Consider the following 25,137-nt stretch of genomic DNA (forward strand, 5'->3'; position numbering starts at 1 on the left):
TAAAATTATCCTATATATTATAGGAGCTCCTCTATGCCAAGACGCTTCATCTTCTCCCGCGGAATGGCAATGCGCTTTGGCATTGTACGGCTCATGACATACTCATTGTCCTCAATGGTGACAATAACCCCGGGGCTCTTTTCCAGTATCTTGTCAATCTTGGCAAAAACATCCAAAACCTCTTTTTTGCAGCCGTATACCCGATTAATCATATAAATGGTCTCCGGCTTCTGGGCATAAAAAACATGGCCCTTCTCATCCTCAAAAAGTGCCAAAAGACGACGCAAAAAGCTCTTTGGTACGGCATTGCCGATGGATCTCACATCATAGCTGTCCCTGACAGCATCCGAAATACTGGCAAAAGGAAGCAGCTCCTTGTCATAGTGAACCTCCTGCAAATATGTATACATCACAATCACTCTCTTTCCTGTACACAAGAACAATGATGCGGCTACAAAAGTTATATAATCAATATATAAATACAAAATTAAAAGTTTTACAAGAGTTTGTATATATTTTTAAGTATTATACTATGAATTGCCTACACTCGTATAGAAAAATTTTTTATATTTTCCTAGGACATTTTGCTTACTTATTATATTATTTCGTGCTATAATGTACGGGAATTGTTTTTATCTTGGAGTATTATAATGACTTTCTATTCAACAGTGGTACTCATCACCATTATGCTCAGCGTAATAATGATAGTACACATCAATAATTCAAATATAGTAATAGAAAATGCCCGAAGGGGCTTTTGCGTTGGCTTTACAATCATTATTGCCACATCCTTTCTGGAATGGATGACATACATGGCAAACGGCCATCCTGCTTTCCCAGGATGGTTGCACGGATTTTTCAGCTTTTTGGAATTTAGTCTGGCACCTTCCCTTGTGGTTATGTGGATTTATGCCATAGGAAATATAAGGCATGGCCGGATAGTCTTGTTTTTCCTCCTGCTTCACGCATTGGTGGAGTTTTCCTCCATCTGGACCGGTGCCATATTCTATATTGATGCTGCAAATAAATATTGTAGGGGCGAATACTACATCATATATGTGGCCTGCTACTCCTTGGCCATTGCCGTCATGTTTATTGAGGCCTATTATTTCAGCCGCAAATATCAGAACCGAAATCTCAGTTCCCTCATTGCAGCCTTCAGTTCCCTGTTTATTGGCATTGTGGCCAACATTATGGATGTTGATATCAGGACCGCCTGGTTGTCCGTGGCTGTCTGCTGCGTGCTCTTTTACATTTATTATGTGGAATTGGTGGTGCAAAGTGATGGTCTTACCAGGCTGCTGAACCGCCGCTCCTACGAAAGTCATCTATCAAAGCTCAATTACCGTACTGCGGTTATCATTTTTGATATTGATAAATTTAAGGATGTCAACGACACCTATGGTCATGCCTATGGTGATGCAATATTAAAAAAGATTTCCAAGGCTATCCTGCGCTGTTATCAGTCACGGGGACTCTGCTACCGCATAGGCGGTGATGAGTTCTGTGTTATCCTCAACAAAAACAGCTTCCGCAGTGAATCCACTGTTATAAAGCTAAACAATCGCTTTAATTCACTACTTGGTGAGCTGCGCCAAAAGGAAAGAGCTCTTCCTACAGTGTCTGTGGGCTACGAAATATTTAATGGCGAAACAGAAATTGCAGATATTGTCCATAATGCTGATACCATGATGTATACCAACAAAAACAGCAACCGGTAATTTTACTGCACCCAAAAATAAAAATGCGGCCTGAAATCAGGCCGCATTTTTTAATGTCTTAATCCAAAATATAAATCTCAATATCCTGTCTGCCGAAGGCCAGTGCCTCTGCATGAGTATCAAAGGCAATATCAATAATGGTGCCAACAATACTGCCGCCGCAATCCTCGGCTACAGCCTCGCCATACCCAGGAATATACACCCTGGTCCCCATAGGAATGACACTTGGATCCGAAGCGATAATTCCCTTTCTTACTGCAGTTCCCATAGCGGTTACACCGCTGGTTTCCTCGGGACTGTACGCAGTTGCATGTACATAAAGAGGACGTCCGGTTGCAATATCCTTTTCGTTATCATAAGGGTCCAAACGTCTATAAGTCTGAGGACCACAAATACCATCTACCTCAAGTCCCTCAGAAGCCTGAAATTTCTTGATAGCTTCTACAGTGTCCTTGCCGCAAACACCATCTTCTTCACCAGAGAAAAAACCTTTTTCCTTTAACAATGCCTGTACTGTTACTACGTCTGCGCCGGTTGAGCCTTCCTTGACCATAATACCGTATGCCAAAGCTGAAGCACTGAACATCATGACAATGGCACTAATCAATGCGCAAACAGTGAGCTTGCCAAATCTCAAAAAATCACCTCTCTCTTCAATTTAAAGACAGAATTATTCTATCATATTCCGTATAATTGCGTCAATTTTTCAGACAATTCGCGACTTCAGGAACAAATTAGGCCCCCACACAGAAGGCATTGCCTCATGGTATGGGGGCCATTTTTAATTCAAATAATTATCAGATTATGTTCTTCACATAAGCATCATAGAGGGACTTCAATTCCTCAATGCGGTCATACATCTCAACCTGGAGGCCGGAAGCCATCTCATAATCACCCTCGTTAAGTGCGTTGGTCAGCAGGGTGAACAGGGACTTCTCATCAATGCTGTCCTTGGAGAGATAGTAACGGAGCTCATTGATCTTGTTCCAGTTGTATGCATCCTGGTCAGTTACATACTCGGACTTGATTTCCTTGGCTGCCCGGACGATTTCACGGTTCTCAGGAATAATGCGGGCAATAAGCTCAGTCTTCCAACGGGTCAGGGCACCCTCCTTGAAGGCCTCGATGATAGCATCAGTGAAGGCACCGGAGGAAGTGATGGTTGCCAGCTTGTCAGTATACTTATCCAAAGCAGACAGGTTATCCCATACAGTTGCCGGTGGAGCACCAAAGAGACGGTTGCGCTCCTCAGCAGTGAAGTCCTCAAATACATCCTGCTCGGAACGATATGCTCTGTCTGTCTCCAGATAATCTGCCTTGTCACCGGCTTCCTTGGAGAGCTCAGCCAGCAGCTCCTTGGTAGTCTTGGACACTGCATAACGAACACCATCCAGGAGAGCAGAATAAATAGCTGCCAATACAAGATAGGTATCGGTGTATGGGTTGCAGGCACGAAGCTCGAAGCGGGTTGCTGCCGGATTGGTAACATCACGGACCAGACCAGCCAGAATGGAACGGTTACGGGAAGGAACCTCAGGGCTGTGGCCAAGGGAGGTAACGATACATACAGGTGCCTCGAAGCCTGGCTTTAAGCGGTTCAGGGAGTCATTGGTAGCAGATACGAATGGGTTAATAACCTCATAGTTCTTCAGCAGACCCATGATAGCACCATAACCAACGGCACTCATGTAATCAACAGTCATTTCCTTTGGTGCAAACAGGTTTACGAAGGAGCCATCCTCCATAATAGCTGCCAGACCAATGTGAGTATGCTCACCGTTACCGGCAACACCAATCATAGGCTTGGCCTTGAAGCTAACCTCCAGACCATTGAGACGGAAGGTCTGCTTGATAATGGTGCGGGCCAGAAGCTCATTGTCTGCAGCCTGGAGAGCATCAGCGAAGCGCCAGTCAATCTCAATCTGCTCACAAACAGAGGTCAAATTGCCGCCCTTGTCCATCTGAGACTTGATACCGCCTACTTCCTTATGGCCCATCTCAACCTGGAGGCCGTAATCATCAAGACGCTTTACAGTCTGCTCCAGAGCGGTACGAACTATGCCGTGGGTTCTCTGCCAGTACTGCTCCTGCATAACCTGGGAGGCAAACATTTCATCAACATGAACATGGGAAAGTGGAGTCTTTACCCAGAACTCCAGCTCAGTGGCGGAGGTAAAGCTGATGTCCTTAATCTTGCTGCAGTCGATATGCTCCAGTCCGGAAATCTTTGGATTCTTGTGGAAGAGCTCCAGCAGCTCCTTCTTTACGAAGGACAAAGTATCAGCCAATACGGAACGGGAATCAACCCGCTTGCCGTTATGAATCAGGAAAGCCGGGATACGGAGAGTACCTACTGGCAGACCGGTCTCCTCATCGTAATTTTCAAAGTTGTAGTCAACAAACCAGTTAACGCTTGGGTCAATTGGCATATCAACCTTGGCATTGTTCAGGGTGGCAATACCGGAAAGAACTACGGAAGAACCGTCGGTCTGTACTGCACGTCCAGAATAGAAATCATCAATATCCTTCAGGAAAACCCGCATAGGGATCTTCTCGTCAGTATCGTTACCGGCCAGGTCAATGCCTACCAGGGAAACGAACTGAATTTCAGGATGGGCTGTGAGGGTTGCAACAATGTCTTCCTTCTTGGAATTGGCTGGGATTACAAATACTAATTCTTCCATATCATTTACCACCTTTTCTTATTTTATAAAAATAATTGCTTAACGATTTTAGTAAACAAAAAAACCACACAGACTAAAAGAATATAGTCTGTGTGGCATCATTGCCATTTATATGCACTTGTTTACAAGACAAATGTTAACATAGTCCAAATTGTTTGGCAAGCATTTTTTTGAAAAATAAATATTATTTGCTGAAACGGATATCCACCTGATCCCCAAAGTGAATGGCTTCCCTCGCCTCAGCAGGGATAGCGATTTTCACCACTACCTTGCCTGCGGGGTATGGGCTGCTGTAGCCAGCCTCACTGTTGGTCTCCTTTTCCTCATCCGCAAGGGGTGGCATCACTTCCACAATGGTTCCCTCATACCGTTTACGGTCTACGAAGAAGGAAACCAGCTGCCCCGGCAGGGCATAGTCACTTTCGGATGGATTAAGATATGCCTCCACCCAAATATCGTTATCATTGCCCACATAGGCCACCACATCCCCGGCCTTTATGTCTGAGCCGGTTTCAATGCCATTTAGATACACAACACCATCCACGGGAGCTGTAATCTCAGTGGCACTGCTGCTTTCCCTTGCCTGCTCCAGAGCCAGACGGGCCTGATTCACCCGTATTTCTGCCCGCCTTACGGCTTCTTCATTAGGAGGCTGATAGGTATTTTCGTATGTAACACTGGTGGAGCCACTTCCCTGGGAAAGTGCCGCCTGATACTGGGCCTCAGCCTCATCCCGTTGACTTCCGCTGATTGCTCCCATTTCGTACAGACGATTCATCTGGTCCAGCTTGCTCTTGGCATTGGCAATCTCCGCCGAGGAAGCCCCACCGCCGGACTGAACCACCCGTGGGCGCTGCACCATAACCCCCTGCCTTATCTGGGCCAGATTTTTCTCGGACAGCTCCAGAGTCTGCTGCATCTGCTGCAGCTGCTCCTCTGTAACTGTTACATTAATCCGGGCAATAACATCACCGGCCTTCACCTTGTCACCGTTATGCACCATTATTTCAGCCACACTGCCCGGTGCCCCGGCACGGGCCCCTACCATCTTGCCGGCCACCTTGGCATCATATATATCCAGGTTTCCTGCACAATAAAGTATGTACCAAACCAGGCTGGAGCACAGCAGTGCCAGGCCCAAAACCCCGGCCAAGCCATATTTTATCACTAATTTTGCTTTATCTGTAACATCTATCTCAGCCAAAACAAACCTCCAAAATCAAAAGCACATAAAAGGAGTCTGTGATTATACACAGACTCCTCCAATTCGTACAAAACTAACATCAAGGCTCCTCCAGCCCACTGCCTGTAAACTGTATCTCCAGCTCTGCCCAAGTGTTGGTCATGGTTTTCCGGCTCATAACTGCCATCACATCCATGCCCGTTGCCTTGGCCAACCGGCTGGCCCTGACTATATCACTAATTTTATACTGCTTATCTATAAGCGCTGCAACAGAGGCCTTATCAATGCCATATCTGGCATTAATACGCTCGGCAAGTGCATTGTTTCTGTATGCCCTCACCTGGTCCTCCGTAATCCCCAGTGCTTCAGTTACATCGATCCATGTATTATCCTTATTTTTCAGACCAGCAACCTGATCAAAGGAAGTGTCTGTAAGCATAGCCATATAAGCTATACGGCAGGCATCCTCAAGGCATCCGTTCTCCTTGCAGTATCTAAGCACAGCACCATAAGGCACACCATAGCTGTTGGCTATAGTGGCAGCCATTTCATTTCTGTCAGGCCAGGCCCTTTCCACATCATAGTGGCCCCTGGACGGTGATTGTACCGCTGCTTCCGTCACCTGGCAAAAGCCTGATGACAATACCAAAGAACTAACGAGCAATAATCCAGATAAAAACTTAATACCAAAAGTACCGTTGAGCTTTACCATAGGAGTCACCCCTCTACGCCTTTCTTTACATTATACCACGCAGACAGCGATAAGTCCTTAAATATATATTAAAAGCAAAAAAATTATTAAATCAGCTTACATCGAAGCAGGAACCGCCAATAAATTCTCTTATAAGGGAATTGCACGGAATATCCCGTTGGTCATATATAGAGTTGAAGTTACGGCAGAATGCCAGCAGCTCCTGGGCCTTCTCATAGGATTTTTCCTCCGGGGAAATTTCTGCCAGCATATACATGGCATAATGCTTCAACGCCCCCAGCTCATAAATAAGGGCAGAATTAAACATTACATCGGCATCATCCTGATAAGGGAAAATGTACTTTTCCTCTCCGGCCCTGACTCCCGGCCACAGCTCAATAGTATTGTCGGCACTGCGCCCCCGGGTACGGAAATCCCGGACAATACGCCGCAGCAGACGCACCCTGGAGGTGGAAATGCGGGTATTTTCGTCCATATTAAGCTGATTTAAGGCACTTACATAAATCTTAAACTTATGGTCACGGGGAATGGCGCTGGTGAGCTTTTCATTAAGGCCATGAATCCCCTCCACGATAATAGGCTGATTTTGGGCTATCTGCTTAACATTTTCCGGGTGAACCTCCCGCACACCGATTCTAAAGTTAAAGGTAGGAACCACTACCTTTTCCCCGTCCAGCAATGCCGTAAGCTGCTCATTAAACAGCTGGGTGTTCACCGCGTCGATGGACTCAAAATCATAGGAGCCATCCGGAAGCTTTGGGGTCTCATCCCGATTTACGAAATAATTGTCAATGGAAAGAGACACAGGCTCCAGTCCCATGACACGCAGCTGAACCCGAAGCCGCTGGGCAAAGGAGGTTTTTCCTGAGGATGATGGTCCTGCTATAAGAATCAATCTATTATTCTTCAAATCCCCGGCGATTCTGTCCGCAATATTGGCAATCTTCTTTTCGTGAAGGGCCTCAGAAACCCGGATCAGGTCGCTGATACCGCCATTTTCAATTATTTCATTTAAATCCGAAACATAGGAGCAATGCAAAATCTTTGCCCATTCCTTGGCTTCCTCCAATACTTCCTTAAACATAAGCCCCACCATCCTTCAAACCAGAATATATAAGAAAAGTGACTGCCTGCACAGTCACTTTATCTCTTTAGCACGTTCCTAAAGGGATATAAAAGCTCCCTCAGGCTATTTAATTAAAACATTGACATCAACAAAACATAGCAAAGTGCTCCCATGGCTGCGGTGCATGGTATAGTAAGCACCCAGGCCATAACCATCTGCTGGGCAACGCCCCAACGGACAGCCTTGATTCTCTTGGCTGCTCCAACACCCATGATAGAACCGGATACCACGTGAGTGGTACTTACAGGCAGGTGAAGCAGGGTAGCAGTGAAAATCGTAATAGATGAATTAAGGTCAGCTGCAAAGCCGTTAATTGGCTCCAGCTTAATAATCTTGCCACCTACAGTTTTAATAATGCTCCAGCCGCCAACAGAAGTACCCAATGCCATGGCAGTAGCACAAAGTACCTTTACAACGAGAGGTACCTCAAATTCCTGCAGCACACCACCGGATACCAATGCCAGGGTGATTATACCCATTGATTTCTGAGCATCATTGGAACCATGGGAAAAAGCCATGGTAGCCGCTGTCACGATCTGCATTTTCTTAAAACGATGATTAACTTTGGAAGGACTGGTATTCTGGAAAAACTGGAACATCAAATTCATGATGATATAGCCCAATACCATGCCCACCAACGGAGATGTTACCAATGCAATAACTATTTTACCGATACCGGCATAATTGAGTCCCTCCATGCCCATATCCGACATGAGGACACCACCGATAAGGCCACCAACCAATGCATGGGATGAGCTGCTGGGAAGACCTATTTTCCAGGTCAGCAGATTCCAGATAATAGCACCCGTCAAGGAAGCTATTATGATTGGCTGATCAATATGCCCCACCACAATATCTCCACCAATGGTCTTGGCAACGCCCGTGCTGACCATGGCACCGAAGAAATTCAGCACCGCCGCCATCATAATGGCACGGCTTGGTGAAATTGCCCTGGTGGATACAGATGTGGCAATAGCATTTGCAGTATCGTGGAAACCGTTAATAAAGTCAAATGCCAGGGCCAAAACAATAACTATGATGATAAAAGGATGTAAATCAAGCATACTTCATTACCACGCCTCTGAGCAAATCTGCCATTTTTTCGCAGTGATCAAGGGTATCCTCCAGATCCTCCAGCAAATCCTTCCACTTGATAAGCTCAATAGGATCCTTCACCTGTGCAAAGAGATATGCCAACTCGCTTCTGAAAATGTGGTCACCCTCACTCTCAAGCTTGCTGACATCACTGGTCAGGTTGAGGAGCTCCTCCTGATTCTTGCTGATTTCCGGCAACAGCTCCAACACCTTGATAATCTTCTGGGTACACTCAATAAGGAGCTTGGTAAGTCTGATAGCTCCCTCACGGGCCTCACCGGTATGATAGATAACAATACGCTGCAAAATACCCTGCAGCAGATCTACGCCATCATCAAGGCCATTGGCAATAGCATAAATATCCTCACGGTCAATTGGAGTAATAAAGGTCTGATTCAGCTTGTCAATTATCCGGTCGTTGACTCTGTCAGCCTTGTGCTCAATGTCATTAATCTCCTTAACCTTTATATCAGCCTTACGATGGTCCACCATTACCTCATCCATCAAAAGTGAGCCCTGATAGAAAAATTGGGCACTTTCCAAGAAGAGATCGTAAAACTCAGAATCTCCTTTTCTATTGAAATTAAACATAGTAACCTCCCTGCAACTTGCATTCTACAATAACTATAACACATAATAGAGGCTTTTAACAATAAATTTTCCTCATAGAAGAAGGGGAGATACCTTATGATATCTCCCCTTTATCTGCATTATAAACAAGGATTATGGTCCTATGTTATCCTTCCACTGCCTTCAATGCCTTAAGCACCTTTGCTGCCATGCCATACATCTTGGCCTTTGGAATAGAGCATACCGCAATGCGGACACCCTTCTTTAATGGAACTGCGAAAATAAGGTCTTCATGCATCTTCTCGCATACAGCCGCAGAATCCTTGGCCGGTACGGAAATGAAGAAGCCAGCCTTGTAAGGCAATGCCTTGAGGCCACACTCCTCTGCTTCCTTCATGAAGATGGCAGCCCGGTCACGGATTACACCGTAAAGCTCATCACGTTCCTTTTCGAACTGAGCCAGCATAGCCTTATCCTGCTGAATATTGGTCAGCAGGGTCTGGGCACCGCGGTTGATATTGGACCAGGTGGCACGGCCAGTAAACTTGGTTACATTCTTGAATTCCTCAATTAACTCAGCATTCTGGGACAGACCAATCAATGCACCGGTGCGCTGGCCATACATGGTGTAGCCCTTGGACATGGAGAATGCAAACATTACAAAGATATTGTCAGGCAGATTGCTGAACTGCTTCATGAAACGGCGGGTTTCATTCTTTTCGCCGGCATAATCAATATAAGCAATATCCACCAGCAGATTAACCTTCTTGCCCTTGGCTGCCCAAGCCTTGGACATATCAATAACCTTGGTCCACTCCTCATCAGTGAGGCTGTAGCCGGTTGGATTATGAGCCGGAGTATTGATAATCAGCAGCAAGGATTCCTGTTTGGCAAAGAGCTCCTCCACTTTAGCCTCCAGGGCCTTGACATTATAATTCTGATTTTCATCAAAGAGCTGGTAGGTAGCCAGAGTACGGCCAGCCTCCTGGCAAAGAGGATTGTAGGTACCCCAGAACCAGTCAGAGGTCAGCACCTGATCACCGATTTCAGAATAATTCTGGATAGCCATGTGCAATGCACCGGTTCCACCGGAAGTAGCACATGCTGCAATATGCCCCTCTGGCTTGTTATCAGCAAAGGTCAGGCCGATAACCGCATCCAGATAAGCAGGAAGACCGGCTGGTGGTGCATACGAAGCCACATCAGCAATTTTCAGCTCTCTAAAAGCCTTTTCCATGGTAGGCAGACAGGCCAGCTTGCCGTCCTCGCCTATAATTGAACCGACAGTAGCGTTGGTAACCTTGTCAGCGCCGTGAACCTTAATGGCCTCATTACAAGCTCCGCTGGCACCAAAAATAACATCCACCAGCTTCTTACCAACACGATGTTTAGCAACCTGTGAACTCATACATTATCTTCCTCCTTAATTTTAAAAATATAAATACTCTTTTAAATCATTATACCACTTTTATGCAATTTTTCCTTTATTATATTTAAAATAATATATTGTACCTATTAAACATTTTTATATGTAATATGTATCTTTTTACATATAAGCTGTTTTAGCCCACAAAAATAGGAGAATGTCCATATAACAGACATCCTCCCTTCTTACCTTTCGAGCCTTGCTATATTTACTTTTCAGGGAAAAATTCCTTATGAATGGCATTGGCTGCTTCGCTGAGCTCACTGCCCTTGATCAGGCAGCTGATGCTGATTTCAGAGGTACTGATGGCATCGATATTGACATTGGCATCAGCCAGGGCGCCAAACATTCTGGCAGCAATACCAGGGTTGCCCAGCATACCGGCACCAACGATGGAAACCTTTGCCACATCCTCCTCAATGAGAACGGCTACAGCGTGGAGCTTTTCAGCAACTGCATCAACAGTCTTCTTGGTTTCCGGCAGATCATCCAGGGTAGTGGTAAATACCATGTCAGTAACGTTCTTCTCAATGTTTCTGATACTCTGAACAATCATGTCTACTGCAATATTCTTATCTGCCAAAGCAGAGAAAATTTCCTTTGCGATACCCGGGTTATTAGGAACACCCAAAACTGCAATCTTTGCAACATTTTTATCATGAGCTACGCCACGAATCAAGAAATCCTTCTCTTCCATTGTATATGCCTCCCTAATCATTGTGCCTGGTGTGTTGGTAAAGGTTGAACGTACATGAATTGGAATATTAAAGTATTTACCCATTTCCACGGAACGCGGCTGCATTACGCCAGCCCCCAGACGGGCCATCTCCAGCATTTCATCATAGGTAATTTCCTGCATTTTTCTGGCATCAGGAATCAGACGTGGGTCTGCGGAATAAATACCGTCAACATCAGTGTAAATCTCACAGGAATCAGCCTTCAGGGCACCAGCCAGTGCCACAGCAGAGGTATCAGAGCCACCGCGGCCCAAGGTTACCGGGTCACCATGCTCATCCACGCCCTGGAAACCCGCAACTACAACGATATTGCCCTTTTCCAGCTCTTTCTTTACTCTGGCCGGCTTAATATCTACAATCTTGCCCTTTGTATGGACGGAATTGGTTTTCATGCCCACCATCTGACCAGTAAGGGATACAGCTTTCTGTCCCAAGGTACGGAAGGCCATGGTCAACAGGGAAATCGACACCTGCTCACCGGTGGTCAGCAGCATATCCATTTCACGGGTATACTGATACGGATTTGGATTAATCTGCTTTGCCAGCTCAATCAGCTCATCGGTGGTATCACCCATGGCGGATACAACCATAACAATCTGATCCCCCGGCTGCTTTTCGGCAATAATTCTCTTGGCTACATTAAGGATTTTCTCAGTGGTTCCCACTGAGGAGCCGCCAAACTTCTTAACAATAAGAGCCATATTTACCTCCTATGATTCAAAACAAACACCGTAGCGGAAAGCAAATTCCATACTATGTAGACATTTGTTTTATAAAATCTTATTAATACACTCAAACAACAAGTATTATAATACAATTATGTGTTCCAGTCTACAGAAATCCCCAATAAAAAGTGTATACTTTGTATTTTTTTACGTACAAAACCATTTTCTCTGTAAACCTACAGTTTGTTCCTATGGGTAAAGCTGTCCAGAACATGGGATGTACATATAGCTACCGCCAGTGCATCCGCCACATCATCCGGCTTCGGCGGTTCCGGCAAATTCAGCAGCTTGGTCACCATGTAAATAACCTGTTCCTTGGTGGCCTTGCCGTAGCCCGTTACAGACTGCTTAACCTGCAGTGGGGTACGCTCCACCAGCTCCAGACCGTTCTTGGCCGCCGCCAGCAACACCACACCCCTGGCCTGGCCAACGGGAATAGCAGTGGTTACATTACGGTTAAAGAACAGCTGCTCAACCCCCATAACATCCGGCTTGTATTTCTTTATGAGCATATCCAGCTGGTCATATATTTTCACCAGCCTGTCCTCAGGCCTGGCCTTGGAGCTGGTAGTAATGGCCCCATATTCGTGGGCTATAAGGCGGCTGCCATTGGATTCCACAAAGCCATAGCCACAGATAGCAGTTCCCGGGTCAATACCCAATGCTAGCATTTTATTTCTCCCCCTGATATTTTGGTAAAAAATAAGCGGCCCGCAGGCCGCTGTATTTATTATTCTTCTTCGTCCATTTCGTAGTTGCCGTATACTTCCTGAACATCATCGTTATCATCGAAAGCATCCAGCATCTTCTGCATGTTGACAACATTCTCACCCTCGACCTTAACGGTGTTGTCAGGCACCATGGTGATTTCAGCGGAAGCGGTCTCAATACCCTTGTCAGTCAGTGCCTGAAGAATATCATCAAAAGCATCCGGCTCACCAGTGATTTCAAAAGCATCCTCTTCAGCTACGAAATCATCAGCACCTGCTTCCAGAACCAGCTCCATGAGAGCATCCTCATCATCGAAGGCTTCCTTCTCAACTACAAAAACAGCCTTCTTGTTAAACATCCAGGATACGCAGCCATTGGCACCCAGAGAGCCGCCATACTTGGAGAAGATGTGACGAACATCTGCCGCAGTACGGTTGCGGTTATCGGTGAGGATATCCAGCATGATAGCAGTACCGCCAGGACCGTAGCCCTCGTAGGTCATCTCCTCGTAGTTGCTGCCATCAGAAGCACCCAGACCCTTCTGGATTGCACGGTTGATGTTGTCCTTTGGAATATTATTGGCCTTGGCCTTGCTCAGAGCCAGCTTCAAACGCATGTTACCGGTTGGGTCGGAACCACCCATGCGAACGGCAATGGTAATCTCACGGCCGATCTTAGTGGTGATCTTGCCGCGGATAGCGTCGTTGGCGCCTTTCTTTCTCTTAATATTAGCCCATTTAGAATGTCCTGACATTACTGAAAACTCCTTTTATTGCATTTTCTTAAGGGGACTCCCCTTAAGCTATATTTCACAAGTAGATATTTTAGCACAAATAATAAGTTTTATCTACTCTTATATAAGCCACCATCGGCCAGGCAGGAGTACAACGGGGAACGCTCGCACTCTCTAGTTTGCCTGGCGGTACTAAGCTCATGCTGCGCTTTTCAGCTGGCATTCACTAAGTACCAAGGCAAAATATGTCCCCTTTTGCACTCCTGTCTGTCCTATTAACTCTATAATTCTATATATCTTATCTAAATTTTACGCTTTTAATAAGCGATAGAACTTCTTCTTGCCCTTCTTGACGATGGCTTCCCCATCAGTGAAGTCACTGTCAGAAAGTACATAATCTGGGTCGCTGACCTTTTCGTCATTGAGGGACAGGCCGTTCTGCTGAATGAGGCGACGGGCCTCACCCTTGGAGCCAAATACCTCAGCAGCCACCAAAACATCAACCAGCTTCTTGGAAGCATCCTCAGCTGTCAGCTCAATGGTAGGCATGTTCTCATTGGAGCCGGAGCCGCCAAATACTGCCTCAGCAGCCTCCTTGGCCTTGTCAGCTTCCTCCTGGCCATGAACCAGCTTGGTAACCTCATAAGCCAATACCTTCTTGGCCTCATTAATCTCCTGACCCTCCAGGGCACCCAGGCGACGAACCTCATCCATAGGAAGGAAGGTCAACAGAGCCAGACAACGCTCCACATCAGCATCGTCCACATTGCGCCAATACTGGTAGAAATCATAAGGAGAAGTCTTTTCCTTATCCAGCCAGAGAGCACCGCCAGCGGTTTTGCCCATCTTCTGTCCATCACTCTTGGTCAGCAGAGTAAAGGTAAGACCGTATACAGCATCACCGGTAATGCGGCGGGTCAGCTCAACACCACCAATGATGTTGGACCACTGGTCGTCACCGCCCATTTCCAGCTTAAGGTTATAGCGGCGATGAAGCTCCAGGAAGTCATAGGACTGCATAATCATGTAGTTGAATTCCAGGAAGGTCAGGCCCTTTTCCATGCGGTTCTTGTAGCACTCAGCCGCCAGCATGCGGTTGACAGTAAAATGAGCACCTACTTCACGGAGAAGTTCAATATAATTCAACTTGCGGAGCCAGTCACCATTATTTACCATCAAGGCCTTGCCATCACTGAAATCGATAAAACGGGCCATCTGCTTTTTAAACTGGTTGCAGTTATATTCAATATCCTCATCTGTGAGCATCTTACGCATATCACTGCGGCCGGACGGGTCACCTACAGTACCGGTACCGCCGCCCACCAGACATACCGGGCGATGGCCGGCCTTCTGGAGATGGGACATAACCATGAGGCCCAGGAAGTGGCCTACATGAAGGCTATCAGCAGTTGGGTCAAAGCCAATATAGAAGGTAACCTTCTCATTTTCAAACATTGCCCGGACTTCATCCTCATTGGTACACTGAGCGATGTAACCACGTTCTTTCAGTACATCAAAAACACTTGTTGACATTATTGTATTTCTCTCCTTAAACCTGAAAACAGGATATTTTTTACGATATTAGTTTGCCGTTTTCCCCTGGTTGGCCGTTGGGGAAGGAGCCGTAGGACTTGGGCTTGGACTAGGACTCGGAGCTGGCTTTGGTCTGGTGCTTTCCGGCTTGGCCGGCTTATCAGCTGCCTTCTTCTCATTGCCATCGGCCTTCTTGTCCTTGTCATCCTTTGCCTTGGTATCCTTGTCATCATCCTTTACAGGGGACTCCACACTGGTCAGAGTTGCACCATCAAACTGCTTCACAGGCATACCGGTCAATGCCTTATTCATAAAGGCCTTCCAGATAACAGCCGGCGTTGTACCACCGGTCATGGTGCCCATCTGCTGGTTGTCGTCGCAGCCAACCCAGACACCTACCACCAAATCAGGAACATAGCCTACAAACCATGCATCGTGATAATCACTGGTAGTACCGGTCTTGCCGGCAGTCGGACGTCCAATCTGGGCAGCAGTACCCGTGCCACGGGCCACTACACCCAAAAGCATACTGGTGAGTTCGTTGGCAGTAGCCTTCTTCAGTACCTGCTTGGACTCCTGATGAGCCTCCTCCAGCACCTTGCCGTTGCGGTCCAGTACCTTGACAATAGCTGTGTGATTCACATGAATACCGTCATTGGCAAAGGTACAATAAGCACTGGTCAGCTCCAGTGGAGTTACACCACGGGTCAGACCACCCAATGAGGTGGACAGATTGCCATCATTCTGAGGACCCTCAGTAACAAAGGTGGAAATACCCATCTCCTTGCCGAGATAGATGACCTTATCTATGCCTATATCCTGAGCCACCCGTACCGTTGGCACGTTCAGTGACTGCTCTGCCACATAACGCAGTGAAACCTTGCCGTTAAATTCACGGCTGTAGTTCTGTGGGGACCAGCCATTGATTTCCAACGGCTTATCCTCAATTACGGATGACGGAGTATAATTGGACTCCAGTGCTGCAGCAAATACAAATGGCTTAAAGGCAGAACCCGGCTGTCTTTCCGCCAATACAGCACGATTGAACTGGTCTGTTCCCCGGCCGCCTACCATGGCCTTGATATAGCCGGTATGAGGATCAATTGCCACCAAAGCACCCTGAGGCTGCTTGAGGCCATTGCTGTCATACATATCAGGCAGATTCTTCATGGCTTCCTCAGCCGCCTTCTGCATATCTATATCCAAGGTGGTATAGATTTTCAGACCTTCCTTATACACTGCATCAGCACCATATTTTTCAATCATGGTCTGGGTTACATAATCAATAAAGTAAGAGGCTTCTTCGCCCGCCTTGCTGGAAGCCTTAACCAGGCGCAGTTCCTCATTCTTGGTCTTGTTGGCCGTGGAGGAGCTGATATAGCCATATTTGGCCATCTGATCCAAAACGGTTGCCTTGCGCTGCTGGGCAGCCTGCAAATTGTTGGTAGGAGAATAATAGTTTGGACTCTTTGGAATACCGGCCAACATAGCACACTCGCTCAAATCCAGGTCCTCAACATTCTTGCCGAAATAAGTCTTGGCTGCGGCCTGTACACCATAGGCACCATTGCCAAAATAAATCTGGTTCAGATACAGCTCCAGAATCTCTTCCTTGGTGTACTGATGCTCCAGCTGAATGGCCAAAAACATCTCCTGAATCTTACGTTTAAAAGTACGGTCCTGGGTCAAATAAGCATTTTTCGCCAGCTGCTGGGTAATGGTGGAGCCACCCTCAGCCACACCCTGGCTGGTAATATTTGACCATGTAGCACGCAGAATACCCCGTGGGTCCACGCCGGAATGCTCGTAAAAGCGGGCATCCTCAACTGCCACAAAGGCATTCTTCAAATTCTCGGGAATCTGGTTCATCTTGACCGGCACCCGGTTTTCATCCGCATGAACATTGGCAATCTCGTTGCCGTTAATATCATATATCTGGGATGACGCCGGCGGTCTAACATCTGCAAGATCCGCCTTTGTATTCAAAGTAGCTGTAAGGAATCCGCAGCCTACGCCGATTACCATTACTAGCATTATTAATGCAAAAATTATCAGGATTCGACTTGCACTGCTGCCGCCTGAGGACTTCTGAGGCTTCTTGGCCTGACGAGCCCGCTGCTGAGCCGCACCTGTACGTTTTTCCATGATAGACCTCCTCGTTATACACATATACGGTACTATTCTATCATAAATGAATTAATTTCGCGAAATATATTATTTTAATGTCACCAGGGTCGCACCTGTGCCACCCTCACTCATATCAGCAAAATTAAAGCCGGCAACATTGCGGTGACGCTTCAAATACTCGTGAACTCCCTTACGCAGTGCCCCAGTTCCCTTACCATGAATAATAAGCACCTGGGACAGCCCCGCCATAATGGAGTCATCAATAAACTTGCCAAGGATAACCTCTGCCTCGTCCACCATCATGCCACGGATATCAATATCACGATGGGCTTCCTGGGTTTTTCTGATGAAGCTGCCACCACCCTTGGACTGCTTGGTGCCGACATTGGCCGGCTGCTCCTTTCGGCCCTTTTCCACGAATTTGCAGGCTGAAGCCTTCATGGTGGTTTTCATGGCCCCCAGCTGAATCTCCAGCTCCTTGCCATGAATACCCAGAACAGTGCCCTTCTGATCCAGCTTGGTGACATAAATGATATCACCAACCTCTATGGTCTTCAGGTCTATAGGCTTTCTAAAGGCCTTGGCGGAAACGATGCCAGGGCGAACCCGGCCAGCCTCCTCGTTCAGCTTGTTACGGGCATCCTGAATGGCCTGCTGCCGCTTCTGAATTCCCATATCGTTAAACTGCTCTTTGAGCTGCTTGATGATTTCCTCGGATTCACGACGGGCCCGACGTACCAGGGCCGAGCCTTCGTCCTTGGCCTTGCGGATAATATCCGCTTTTTTCTGGGACAGCTCAGCCCGCATGGCCTCTGCCTTGGCTTCCATTTTTTCTGCCCGCTGGAGCTTCGCTTCGATGTCGGCATTCATCTGCTCATACATCATCTTCTCTTTTTCCAGCTGGTTAATGACCTTCTCAAACTGGGCATGGTCCGCCTGAATCAGCTGCTTGGCCCGAATAACCAGAGCCTCACTGAGCCCCAGCCGGCGGCTGATGGCAAAGGCATTACTTGCCCCCGGGATTCCCGTCAGCAATCTATAAGTCGGTCTTAGGGTATTAACGTCAAATTCCACACAGGCATTTTCGATTCCATCCCGGCTGAAGGCAAAGGTCTTCAACTCAGAATAGTGGGTAGTAGCCATAACTGTAGCCTTAATATTCAGCAGCTGCTCCAAAATCGCCATGGCCAATGCCGCCCCTTCTTCAGGGTCAGTACCGGCACCCAGCTCGTCCAGCAGCAGCAAGTCATCGGACTCCACCTTGCCCAAAATCTCAACTAAATGAGTCATGTGGGCAGAGAAGGTACTGAGGCTCTGCTCGATGCTCTGCTCGTCGCCAATATCGGCGTAAATATTATTGTAAACCGCAATTGTAGACCCGTTTTCCACTGGCAGGAACAGACCGGCCTGGGCCATGAGCACCAGGAGGCCCAGGGTCTTCATGCTGACCGTCTTGCCGCCGGTGTTCGGTCCTGTTACCAGCAGCATATTATAATCGGCACCAATGGCAATATCGATTGGCACCACCTTGTTATTGTCAATAAGCGGATGACGGGCAGATAACAGGGATGTGCTTCCATTGTCGCTGACAATCGGCTCCACAGCCCTCATATCCCGGGCCAGCCCCGCCTTGGCAAAGGTAAAGTCAATAAAGGCCAATATATCGCAGTTTTCCATAAGGATATCATCCTTACGGCGAATCTGGCTGGAAATATCCCGCAAAATCCGCTCCACCTCATGCTTTTCTGCGGCTACCAGCTGCTTTATGTCGTTATTAAGATTCACCACAGCCATAGGCTCCACAAACACCGTGGAACCACTGGCGGATTGATCATGAACTATACCGGGAAAATACTGGCGGTATTCCTGCTTAATAGGCACCACATAACGGTCCCCACGCATGGTGACAATGGCATCCTGAAAATATTTCTGATATTCCGCCGAATGGAGAATGTTATACAGGTGGTCCTTTATACGGGACTGGGAAACCTTGACCTCCCGGCGGATGCGTTTTAATTCCACACTGGCATCATCCCGGAGATTACCGTGCTCATCCACTGTATTTTCCAGATTCCGCTCAAGCTCACCCAAAATCTCCAATCCCCGGGCCCAATTCTTCAAAATAGGGGCATCCAGCTCCAGCTCCTTGAAAAACTTCTTTACGGCCCGCATGGCATACATTGTGGTGAGAACATCCATGATTTCCGATGGCTCAATAACGGCCCCGATGCCGATTTTCTTCATGAGCTCACGGATATCCCGCACGCCGCCCAATGGCGGATTGGCCATGGAGGATACCATAACGGCCTCAGCAGTTTCCTTCAGCCGTTCCCTTACCTCATCTATATCGTTGCTGGGCTGGAGCCCACCAGCCAGCTCCTTGCCCAGTATGGAGCCAGCCTTATCCTGAAGCCGCTCCAATATTTTCTTATATTCTAAAACCTTAAATGAATCCTGTTCCATCTATAACCTCAAAATATATTTTGCCTGTTATTCCACGCCTCTGAAGTAATGGCCACGGGTAATATTGTCCCCTTCCAGGGCCTGAACCTCAGCCTTTTCCATTTCACTGAGCTCCCCATCATAGGCCATATACTTTTTGTAATTGGCAATGGTTTTCTTTAATTCATGGGCCTGCATAAAACGGGCCTCAATTCTCAGCTGACTGATACCCATGGCCCCAAATTTCATGGCATGGGGCAGCATGCTAAGCCGGTTGCCGTTCAATACGTGCATGTGGCAATACTGATCCATTACCAGCGGGAATTTTACATCCTTGCGGTCCTTCAAAAAGAACTGCCGGCCACTGTTGACACAAGGGGCACTGCACTGACCTGTGTGAAGGCCTCCAATAAAGCTGCCGGTGGCACAGTACTCCGATACCATCAGCTCCATATTGCCATCCACAATGCAGGACAATGGCATATCTGTTTCCTTGGCCAGCTTTTCCACCTGAGCCAGCGTAAGCTCCGGTGACAGGGTAACAGCCTCAACTCCCAGCTCCTGTAAATGCTGGAGAGTCTTGAAATTATACGTAATCAAGGAATAATCAGCGTGAACCGGTATATCGGTTAATTCCTTAACCGCCGCCAAGGTGCCTATATTATGTACATTTATGGCATCCGGCTTGTAGGAAGCCACTGTCTTTAGCCAGGTATGGAAGCCGTTCAGCTCATTATCACGGATAATCCGCGGGGTATTAAGGGCAATCCTGGCCCCAGCCTTGTGAGCCATGTACACTGCCTTTTCGTACTGCATTGGGATAATGGCCTCATGGTGATATGATTCACCGCCAAATACCACCCAGTCAGCTCCCGCTGACAGGGCACTCTGCAACAGCTCCATACTGTCAACTACTGCGGTTATTCCCGACTGTACCCGCCGTTTTGTCTTGGTTTTAACCAGAGCCGTATTGTTTTCAGGCACCGGCTTCACCTGGAACTTGGCCAGACGCTGCTGCTCCAGCTGTTCCACGGCCTGGCGCCGGGCCTCATTTATTTCACTGACCGGCACCATCACATTGCCGCTGATTTTACAATCTAACTGTCGTAATTCAAAAATGGAGGTTCCAAGACGGGACACCTGTTTATGTACAGTTTCCTCACTTAGTGGCCGCTTAATGGCCTCCTGACCAATAAACTCCGTCCTGCCCTCACCTTTATTGCCATCAGCATCAGTCATGGCAATAACCAGCGGTTCTCCCACTGCGGCCATAACCTCTACATCCACTACCACCCGACGTACCGGGGCACCTGTGTTATAAAAGCCCTTGGCCCATTCCATAAGAGGTGCGTCATAAACCTTAAAGGCCCTGTCATGCTCAAAAACACGGCCCTCCACCGGGAAGCTGACTACAGCTCCCACTGGTGCCTGTTCCACCGGAACCAGATTGCGGTTTTTGCCGCCCTTGACAATATGCAGATCTTTCACAGTGGCGGTCACACGGCCTCCGACCTTGACCCAGAAATCCACCTGGTCTCCCACAGACAGGCTGTCCGCCAGCTTCATTGTCACCATGCCAGTGCTGCTGTCGTACTCCATTACCCGGCCCAGCATAATGCCACGATTGTTTGGCCGACGGTCACTCATCATTTCACGGCCCTGCTTCTTCTCCAGGAAGGCCGTAGTGAAATCACGGTTAAAGACCTGGGCCAAATCGTGGCGGTTCTTGTCGGTCACCTGGAATTTTCCGGCATAATGGCTGTCAATCACCTGACGGTAATTGTTCACCACGATCCCCACATATTCAGGCCGCTTCATGCGACCCTCAATTTTTAGGGAAGCCACCCCCGCATCAATAAGCTGGGGAATCAAATCAATGGTGTTCATATCCCTTGGACTAAGGAGATACTTTCCGGCAGAATCCTTAAGCATATCATTGTCATGCTCGTCCACCAACGTATACGGCAGACGGCAAGGCTGAGCACAACGGCCCCGGTTTCCGGACCGGCCCCCAATCATACTGCTCATGAGGCACTGGCCTGAATAGCAGACACACAAAGCACCGTGGACAAACACCTCTATCTCCACGTCACAGTTATCAATTATGTGCTTGATGGTAGCAAGGGATACCTCCCTGGACAGCACCACCCGGGTAAAGCCCAGCTTCTGGAGAGCCAACACGCCATCCAAGTTGTGAACTGTCATCTGGGTGCTGGCATGTAAAGGCATATCCGGAACTATCTCCCGGGCCAGCTTGGCCACACCCAAATCCTGCACCAATATGGCATCGGCCCCGGCCTCATAGAGAAAGCGGAGATAATCCGCCAAGGCCGGCAGCTCCTCATCATCTACAATAGTATTTACCGTTACATTTATAAGAACATTGCGCAAATGGGCAATGCGGATGGCTTCCCGCATCCCCTCTTCGTCAAAATTACTTGCATAGGCCCTGGCCCCGAACATATTGCCAGCCAGATAAATGGCATTGGCGCCACTTTCAATTGCAGCAATGAGTGCTTCCTTGCTGCCGGCTGGTGCCAACAATTCAACCATGTCTGCCTCCTCCAAATCTATCTAAAAACAATTTATCGCATAAAAATCACATCATATCATTATAACGCCATTGTTCAAATTTTGCTACAAGCAAAATACACCTCATTATTATCCAATCAAAAAGACCTGCCATGGAATATCCACCGCAGGCCTCGCCTTAATCTTATTTACTTATCACGTCTTGTCAAAATTGTAGACAAATAATTCAGCTTCTTGTCCTTATTGGCAGCCACATCATCGATGATTTCCTCATCCGGCAGGCCGCAGCGGCTTACCAGTGTAGCATTATTCAGCATAGAGGCCTCATCCAGATTATCCACCACCTGGGCAAAATTCTTGTACACCTTCATGATAACTGCATTATCGCAGGTAGCCAGAGCCTTCTTCAGCTTTTCCTCAGATACTGTGGCCGGGATAATGCTCAGAATGTCATCCCCCTCCACAATGGAGCGTCCCAAATAGCTGGCAATGGCACAGAAGGCCGGAATACCAGGAATAGTCTCAATATCCGCCCCGGCAGCCTTCAGCCGGTTATATACATAAATATAAGTGCTGTAGAACATCGGATCTCCCAGGGTCAGGAACACCACCTGCTTGCCGGCCTCCAGCATAGCCATAATTTCTTCCTTGTTCTTGTCCCAGGCACTGGTATCCTCAGAAAAGCCCTTTACCATAGGATAAATCTGATAAACTATTTCCGTATTTTCACCAATGTAGCAACGGGCAATATCCAGCGCTACACTGCCTTCCTTTTTCTCCGTTCTTGGAGCAATAATAACATCCGCACTCTTTATGGCATTAACTGCCTTTACTGTCAATAGCTCAGAATCCCCGGGACCTACGCCTACACCGAACACTTTACCCTTCATGTATTTGTCACTCCTTAATGCAATATCATTCTTTTTTCATCTTTGCATAGTATATTATGCCTAGTATTTATCGTTAATATAATAACACAAAATACTTTACAAGTAAGATTTTTTTCTTTAAATTAAACTTGTAAGGCAAAGATTTTGGGGAGGTGACCATTATGAAAATAACCTTAAACGAAAATGCTGATGTGGTGGCCACCGTAAAGGCAGGATTGGAAAAAACCGGTGGATATTGCCCATGCCGTGTGGAAAAGACTGAAGACACCAAATGCATGTGCAAGGAATTTCGGGACCAGATCAAGGATCCGGATTACGAGGGCTATTGCCACTGTATGCTTTATTTCAAATCATTACAGGATTAAATTTAACACTTAATATAAACGTAAAAGGAGGAACCGATATGGCAGAAGTAACAGTTACCAAGGAAAATTTCCAGCAGGAGGTTTTGGAGTCTGATATTCCTGTTATTGTGGATTTTTGGGCAGAATGGTGCGGTCCATGCAAGATGATGGCCCCTATCCTGAAGGAAATCGCCGAAGAAAATGAGGGAACCATCAAGGTTGCCAAAATCAATGTAGATGAAGAATCTTACCTGTCATCCCAGTATGGCATCGTCAGCATCCCAAGCCTATACTTTTTTAAAAACGGCAAGGTCGTAAATCAGTACATTGGCTACGTGCAAAAGGACTTCGTATTGAAGCTGCTTAACGAATAAAACAAGACACTTAAAAAACGCTATTATGGGCCACAGCCAATAATAGCGTTTTTCTTATGCTATCAAACCTTGGTCTGAATAATGGTTTCCAGGGCAATTTTAACCATGTCGTTAAAATTGGTTTGACGCTCATCTGCCGGAACAGCTTCCTTGGTAAGCAGGTGGTCACTGGCAGTAAAGATTCCCAGGCTCTGTACCCGATACTGTGCCGCCAGAAGATACAGGGCAGCGGTTTCCATTTCTACCGCCAAAATCCCGTAGCGACGGAGCTTGTCATTATCAATATCGTCATCATAGAAGCGGTCAACCGTAACAATATTGCCCACCTTGGTTGGAATATTCAAGCTCTTGCCGACTTCCATAGCCTTGGTCATGAGCTCGTAATCCGCCAATGGGGCGAAATTTATGTTGGGACCAAAAATGTTACGGATTATGGAGGAATCTGTAGTAGTTCCCTGAGCAATTATAATATCACGAAGATTGATATTCTCATGCATTGCACCGCAGGTACCCACCCGAATCAGCTTTCTGGCACCATATTCCCTAATAAGCTCAGTAACATAAATTGAGATAGAAGGAATACCCATACCAGTACCCTGTACTGATACAGGCACACCCTTATAGGTTCCCGTATAGCCAAAAGCTCCACGAATCTCATTATAACACTTGGCATCCTCCAGGAAATTCTCCGCAATATGCTTGGCACGGAGAGGGTCACCTGGCAGCAAAACTCTCTTGGCTATTTCACCTGAATGTGCTCCAATATGTAAACTCATCTGAAAAGTTCTCCCCTTTCATTTTCCTTTTACTGAATTAATTATACCACTATCTCATCATGACTTTTTACAATTTTATCCGCCCCGGATAAATCCTGGGCACCGGAATTTGGATTGCTGTAGCCAATACAGTGCATCCCAGCCGCTCTGGCCGCCGTTACCCCGGCAAAGGCATCCTCAATGACAGTGCAGTTTTCCGGCTTTACTCCCAGCTTTTCTGCCACTGTAAGGAAAATCAACGGGTCAGGCTTGCTGCGTGGTAAGTCATCCCCACTGACCACAGCTTTAAAGTAATCCCACAAATTAAACCGCCCCAGCACCAGCTCAATCATTTCCATGGTGGAGGAAGATCCCAGACCAATGATATACCCAGCCGCCTTTATACGTTCCAGCAGCTCCCGTACCCCCGGGATAGCAGTAATGGTTTCATCCTCCATAAGCATTTTCTTATAGAGTACATGCTTACGTCGGGCCAGCTCCTGCCAGGAAACGGGACACTGGGGATTCTCTTGCACCATGGTTCCATAAAAATCCTTGCTGCTGCGGCCCACAAAGGTAGCCAGACGCTCATCAGTAATGCTGATACCACACTCGGCCAGCACCTGTTTTTTTGCTCTGGCATGTATGGGCTCACTATCATAGATAACGCCATCCATATCGAAAATAAATGCCTGTTGCTCTCTATCCATTCTAATC

Annotated in this window: 22 protein-coding genes; 3 read left to right on the forward strand and 19 right to left on the reverse strand. The window is 47.2% G+C overall.

Annotated features, from left to right (window positions below):
• Positions 1-17: 17 nt before the first annotated feature.
• Positions 18-410: a hypothetical protein gene (locus D081_RS00445; RefSeq protein ID WP_085022172.1), complete on the reverse strand. Its 393-nt coding sequence runs from the start codon at positions 408-410 to the stop codon at positions 18-20.
• 240 nt (positions 411-650) lie between these two features.
• Between D081_RS00445 and D081_RS00450 the strand changes: the two genes are divergently transcribed.
• Positions 651-1,721, forward strand: a complete 1,071-nt coding sequence (locus D081_RS00450) for a GGDEF domain-containing protein (protein ID WP_085022173.1) — start codon at positions 651-653, stop codon at positions 1,719-1,721.
• A gap of 58 nt (positions 1,722-1,779) precedes the next feature.
• On the opposite strand, the gene D081_RS00455 is transcribed toward D081_RS00450, so the two are convergent.
• The 16 genes from D081_RS00455 to cobI all read right to left on the reverse strand — a co-directional run bounded on the left by D081_RS00455 (position 1,780) and on the right by cobI (position 22,947).
• Positions 1,780-2,358: a peptidoglycan-binding protein gene (locus D081_RS00455; protein ID WP_233127372.1), complete on the reverse strand. Its 579-nt coding sequence runs from the start codon at positions 2,356-2,358 to the stop codon at positions 1,780-1,782.
• Between the two features lie 160 nt (positions 2,359-2,518).
• Entirely contained in the window at positions 2,519-4,405 is a 1,887-nt protein-coding gene (locus D081_RS00460; protein ID WP_085022174.1) for a glutamine synthetase, read from the reverse strand.
• A 184-nt stretch (positions 4,406-4,589) separates the two neighbouring features.
• A complete protein-coding gene (locus D081_RS00465; protein ID WP_085022175.1) occupies positions 4,590-5,609 on the reverse strand; it encodes an HlyD family secretion protein in 1,020 nt (339 codons plus the stop codon).
• 79 nt (positions 5,610-5,688) lie between these two features.
• A complete protein-coding gene (locus D081_RS00470; RefSeq protein ID WP_085022176.1) occupies positions 5,689-6,300 on the reverse strand; it encodes a hypothetical protein in 612 nt (203 codons plus the stop codon).
• 91 nt (positions 6,301-6,391) lie between these two features.
• Positions 6,392-7,384, reverse strand: coding sequence for a uridine kinase (locus D081_RS00475; protein WP_233127373.1), 993 nt, complete (start codon positions 7,382-7,384; stop codon positions 6,392-6,394).
• 113 nt (positions 7,385-7,497) lie between these two features.
• Positions 7,498-8,490 (reverse strand): inorganic phosphate transporter, encoded by a 993-nt coding sequence (locus D081_RS00480; RefSeq protein WP_085022178.1) that lies wholly within the window; start codon positions 8,488-8,490, stop codon positions 7,498-7,500.
• Positions 8,483-9,112 (reverse strand): DUF47 domain-containing protein, encoded by a 630-nt coding sequence (locus D081_RS00485; protein ID WP_085022179.1) that lies wholly within the window; start codon positions 9,110-9,112, stop codon positions 8,483-8,485. Before D081_RS00485 ends, D081_RS00480 begins: the two co-directional genes overlap by 8 nt.
• Positions 9,113-9,257: 145 nt before the next feature.
• Positions 9,258-10,499, reverse strand: coding sequence for a pyridoxal phosphate-dependent aminotransferase (locus D081_RS00490; RefSeq protein ID WP_085022180.1), 1,242 nt, complete (start codon positions 10,497-10,499; stop codon positions 9,258-9,260).
• A gap of 226 nt (positions 10,500-10,725) precedes the next feature.
• Positions 10,726-11,955: an aspartate kinase gene (locus D081_RS00495; protein ID WP_085022181.1), complete on the reverse strand. Its 1,230-nt coding sequence runs from the start codon at positions 11,953-11,955 to the stop codon at positions 10,726-10,728.
• 200 nt (positions 11,956-12,155) lie between these two features.
• Entirely contained in the window at positions 12,156-12,650 is a 495-nt protein-coding gene (gene ruvC, locus D081_RS00500; protein WP_085022182.1) for a crossover junction endodeoxyribonuclease RuvC, read from the reverse strand.
• Between the two features lie 59 nt (positions 12,651-12,709).
• Entirely contained in the window at positions 12,710-13,444 is a 735-nt protein-coding gene (locus D081_RS00505) for a YebC/PmpR family DNA-binding transcriptional regulator (protein WP_085022183.1), read from the reverse strand.
• Positions 13,445-13,732: 288 nt separating this feature from the next.
• Positions 13,733-14,956 carry a tyrosine--tRNA ligase gene (tyrS, locus tag D081_RS00510; protein WP_085022184.1) on the reverse strand — a complete coding sequence of 408 codons (1,224 nt, stop codon included), beginning with the start codon at positions 14,954-14,956 and terminating at the stop codon, positions 13,733-13,735.
• 48 nt (positions 14,957-15,004) lie between these two features.
• Positions 15,005-17,101: a transglycosylase domain-containing protein gene (locus tag D081_RS00515; protein WP_085022185.1), complete on the reverse strand. Its 2,097-nt coding sequence runs from the start codon at positions 17,099-17,101 to the stop codon at positions 15,005-15,007.
• 69 nt (positions 17,102-17,170) lie between these two features.
• Complete coding sequence (locus tag D081_RS00520; RefSeq protein WP_085022186.1) at positions 17,171-19,546, reverse strand: endonuclease MutS2; 2,376 nt, start codon at positions 19,544-19,546, stop codon at positions 17,171-17,173.
• Between the two features lie 27 nt (positions 19,547-19,573).
• Positions 19,574-22,078, reverse strand: coding sequence for a DUF3656 domain-containing protein (locus tag D081_RS00525; protein WP_085022187.1), 2,505 nt, complete (start codon positions 22,076-22,078; stop codon positions 19,574-19,576).
• 167 nt (positions 22,079-22,245) lie between these two features.
• Positions 22,246-22,947 (reverse strand): precorrin-2 C(20)-methyltransferase, encoded by a 702-nt coding sequence (cobI, locus tag D081_RS00530; protein WP_085022188.1) that lies wholly within the window; start codon positions 22,945-22,947, stop codon positions 22,246-22,248.
• Positions 22,948-23,108: 161 nt separating this feature from the next.
• On the opposite strand from cobI, the gene D081_RS00535 reads away from it, so the two are divergent.
• Positions 23,109-23,312 (forward strand): ferredoxin-thioredoxin reductase catalytic domain-containing protein, encoded by a 204-nt coding sequence (locus D081_RS00535; protein ID WP_085022189.1) that lies wholly within the window; start codon positions 23,109-23,111, stop codon positions 23,310-23,312.
• 38 nt (positions 23,313-23,350) lie between these two features.
• Positions 23,351-23,665: a thioredoxin gene (gene trxA, locus D081_RS00540; protein ID WP_085022190.1), complete on the forward strand. Its 315-nt coding sequence runs from the start codon at positions 23,351-23,353 to the stop codon at positions 23,663-23,665.
• A 62-nt stretch (positions 23,666-23,727) separates the two neighbouring features.
• Here trxA and deoD read toward each other — a convergent pair whose 3' ends face one another.
• The gene (gene deoD / locus D081_RS00545; RefSeq protein WP_085022191.1) at positions 23,728-24,441 is read right to left on the reverse strand and encodes a purine-nucleoside phosphorylase; all 714 of its coding nucleotides are present in this window, start codon (positions 24,439-24,441) and stop codon (positions 23,728-23,730) included.
• Between the two features lie 41 nt (positions 24,442-24,482).
• Positions 24,483-25,130 (reverse strand): HAD family phosphatase, encoded by a 648-nt coding sequence (locus D081_RS00550; protein WP_085022192.1) that lies wholly within the window; start codon positions 25,128-25,130, stop codon positions 24,483-24,485.
• Positions 25,131-25,137: the final 7 nt, after the last annotated feature.

The sequence above is a fragment of the Anaerovibrio sp. JC8 genome, from assembly GCF_002100115.1.
GTDB lineage: Bacteria > Bacillota > Negativicutes > Selenomonadales > Selenomonadaceae > Anaerovibrio.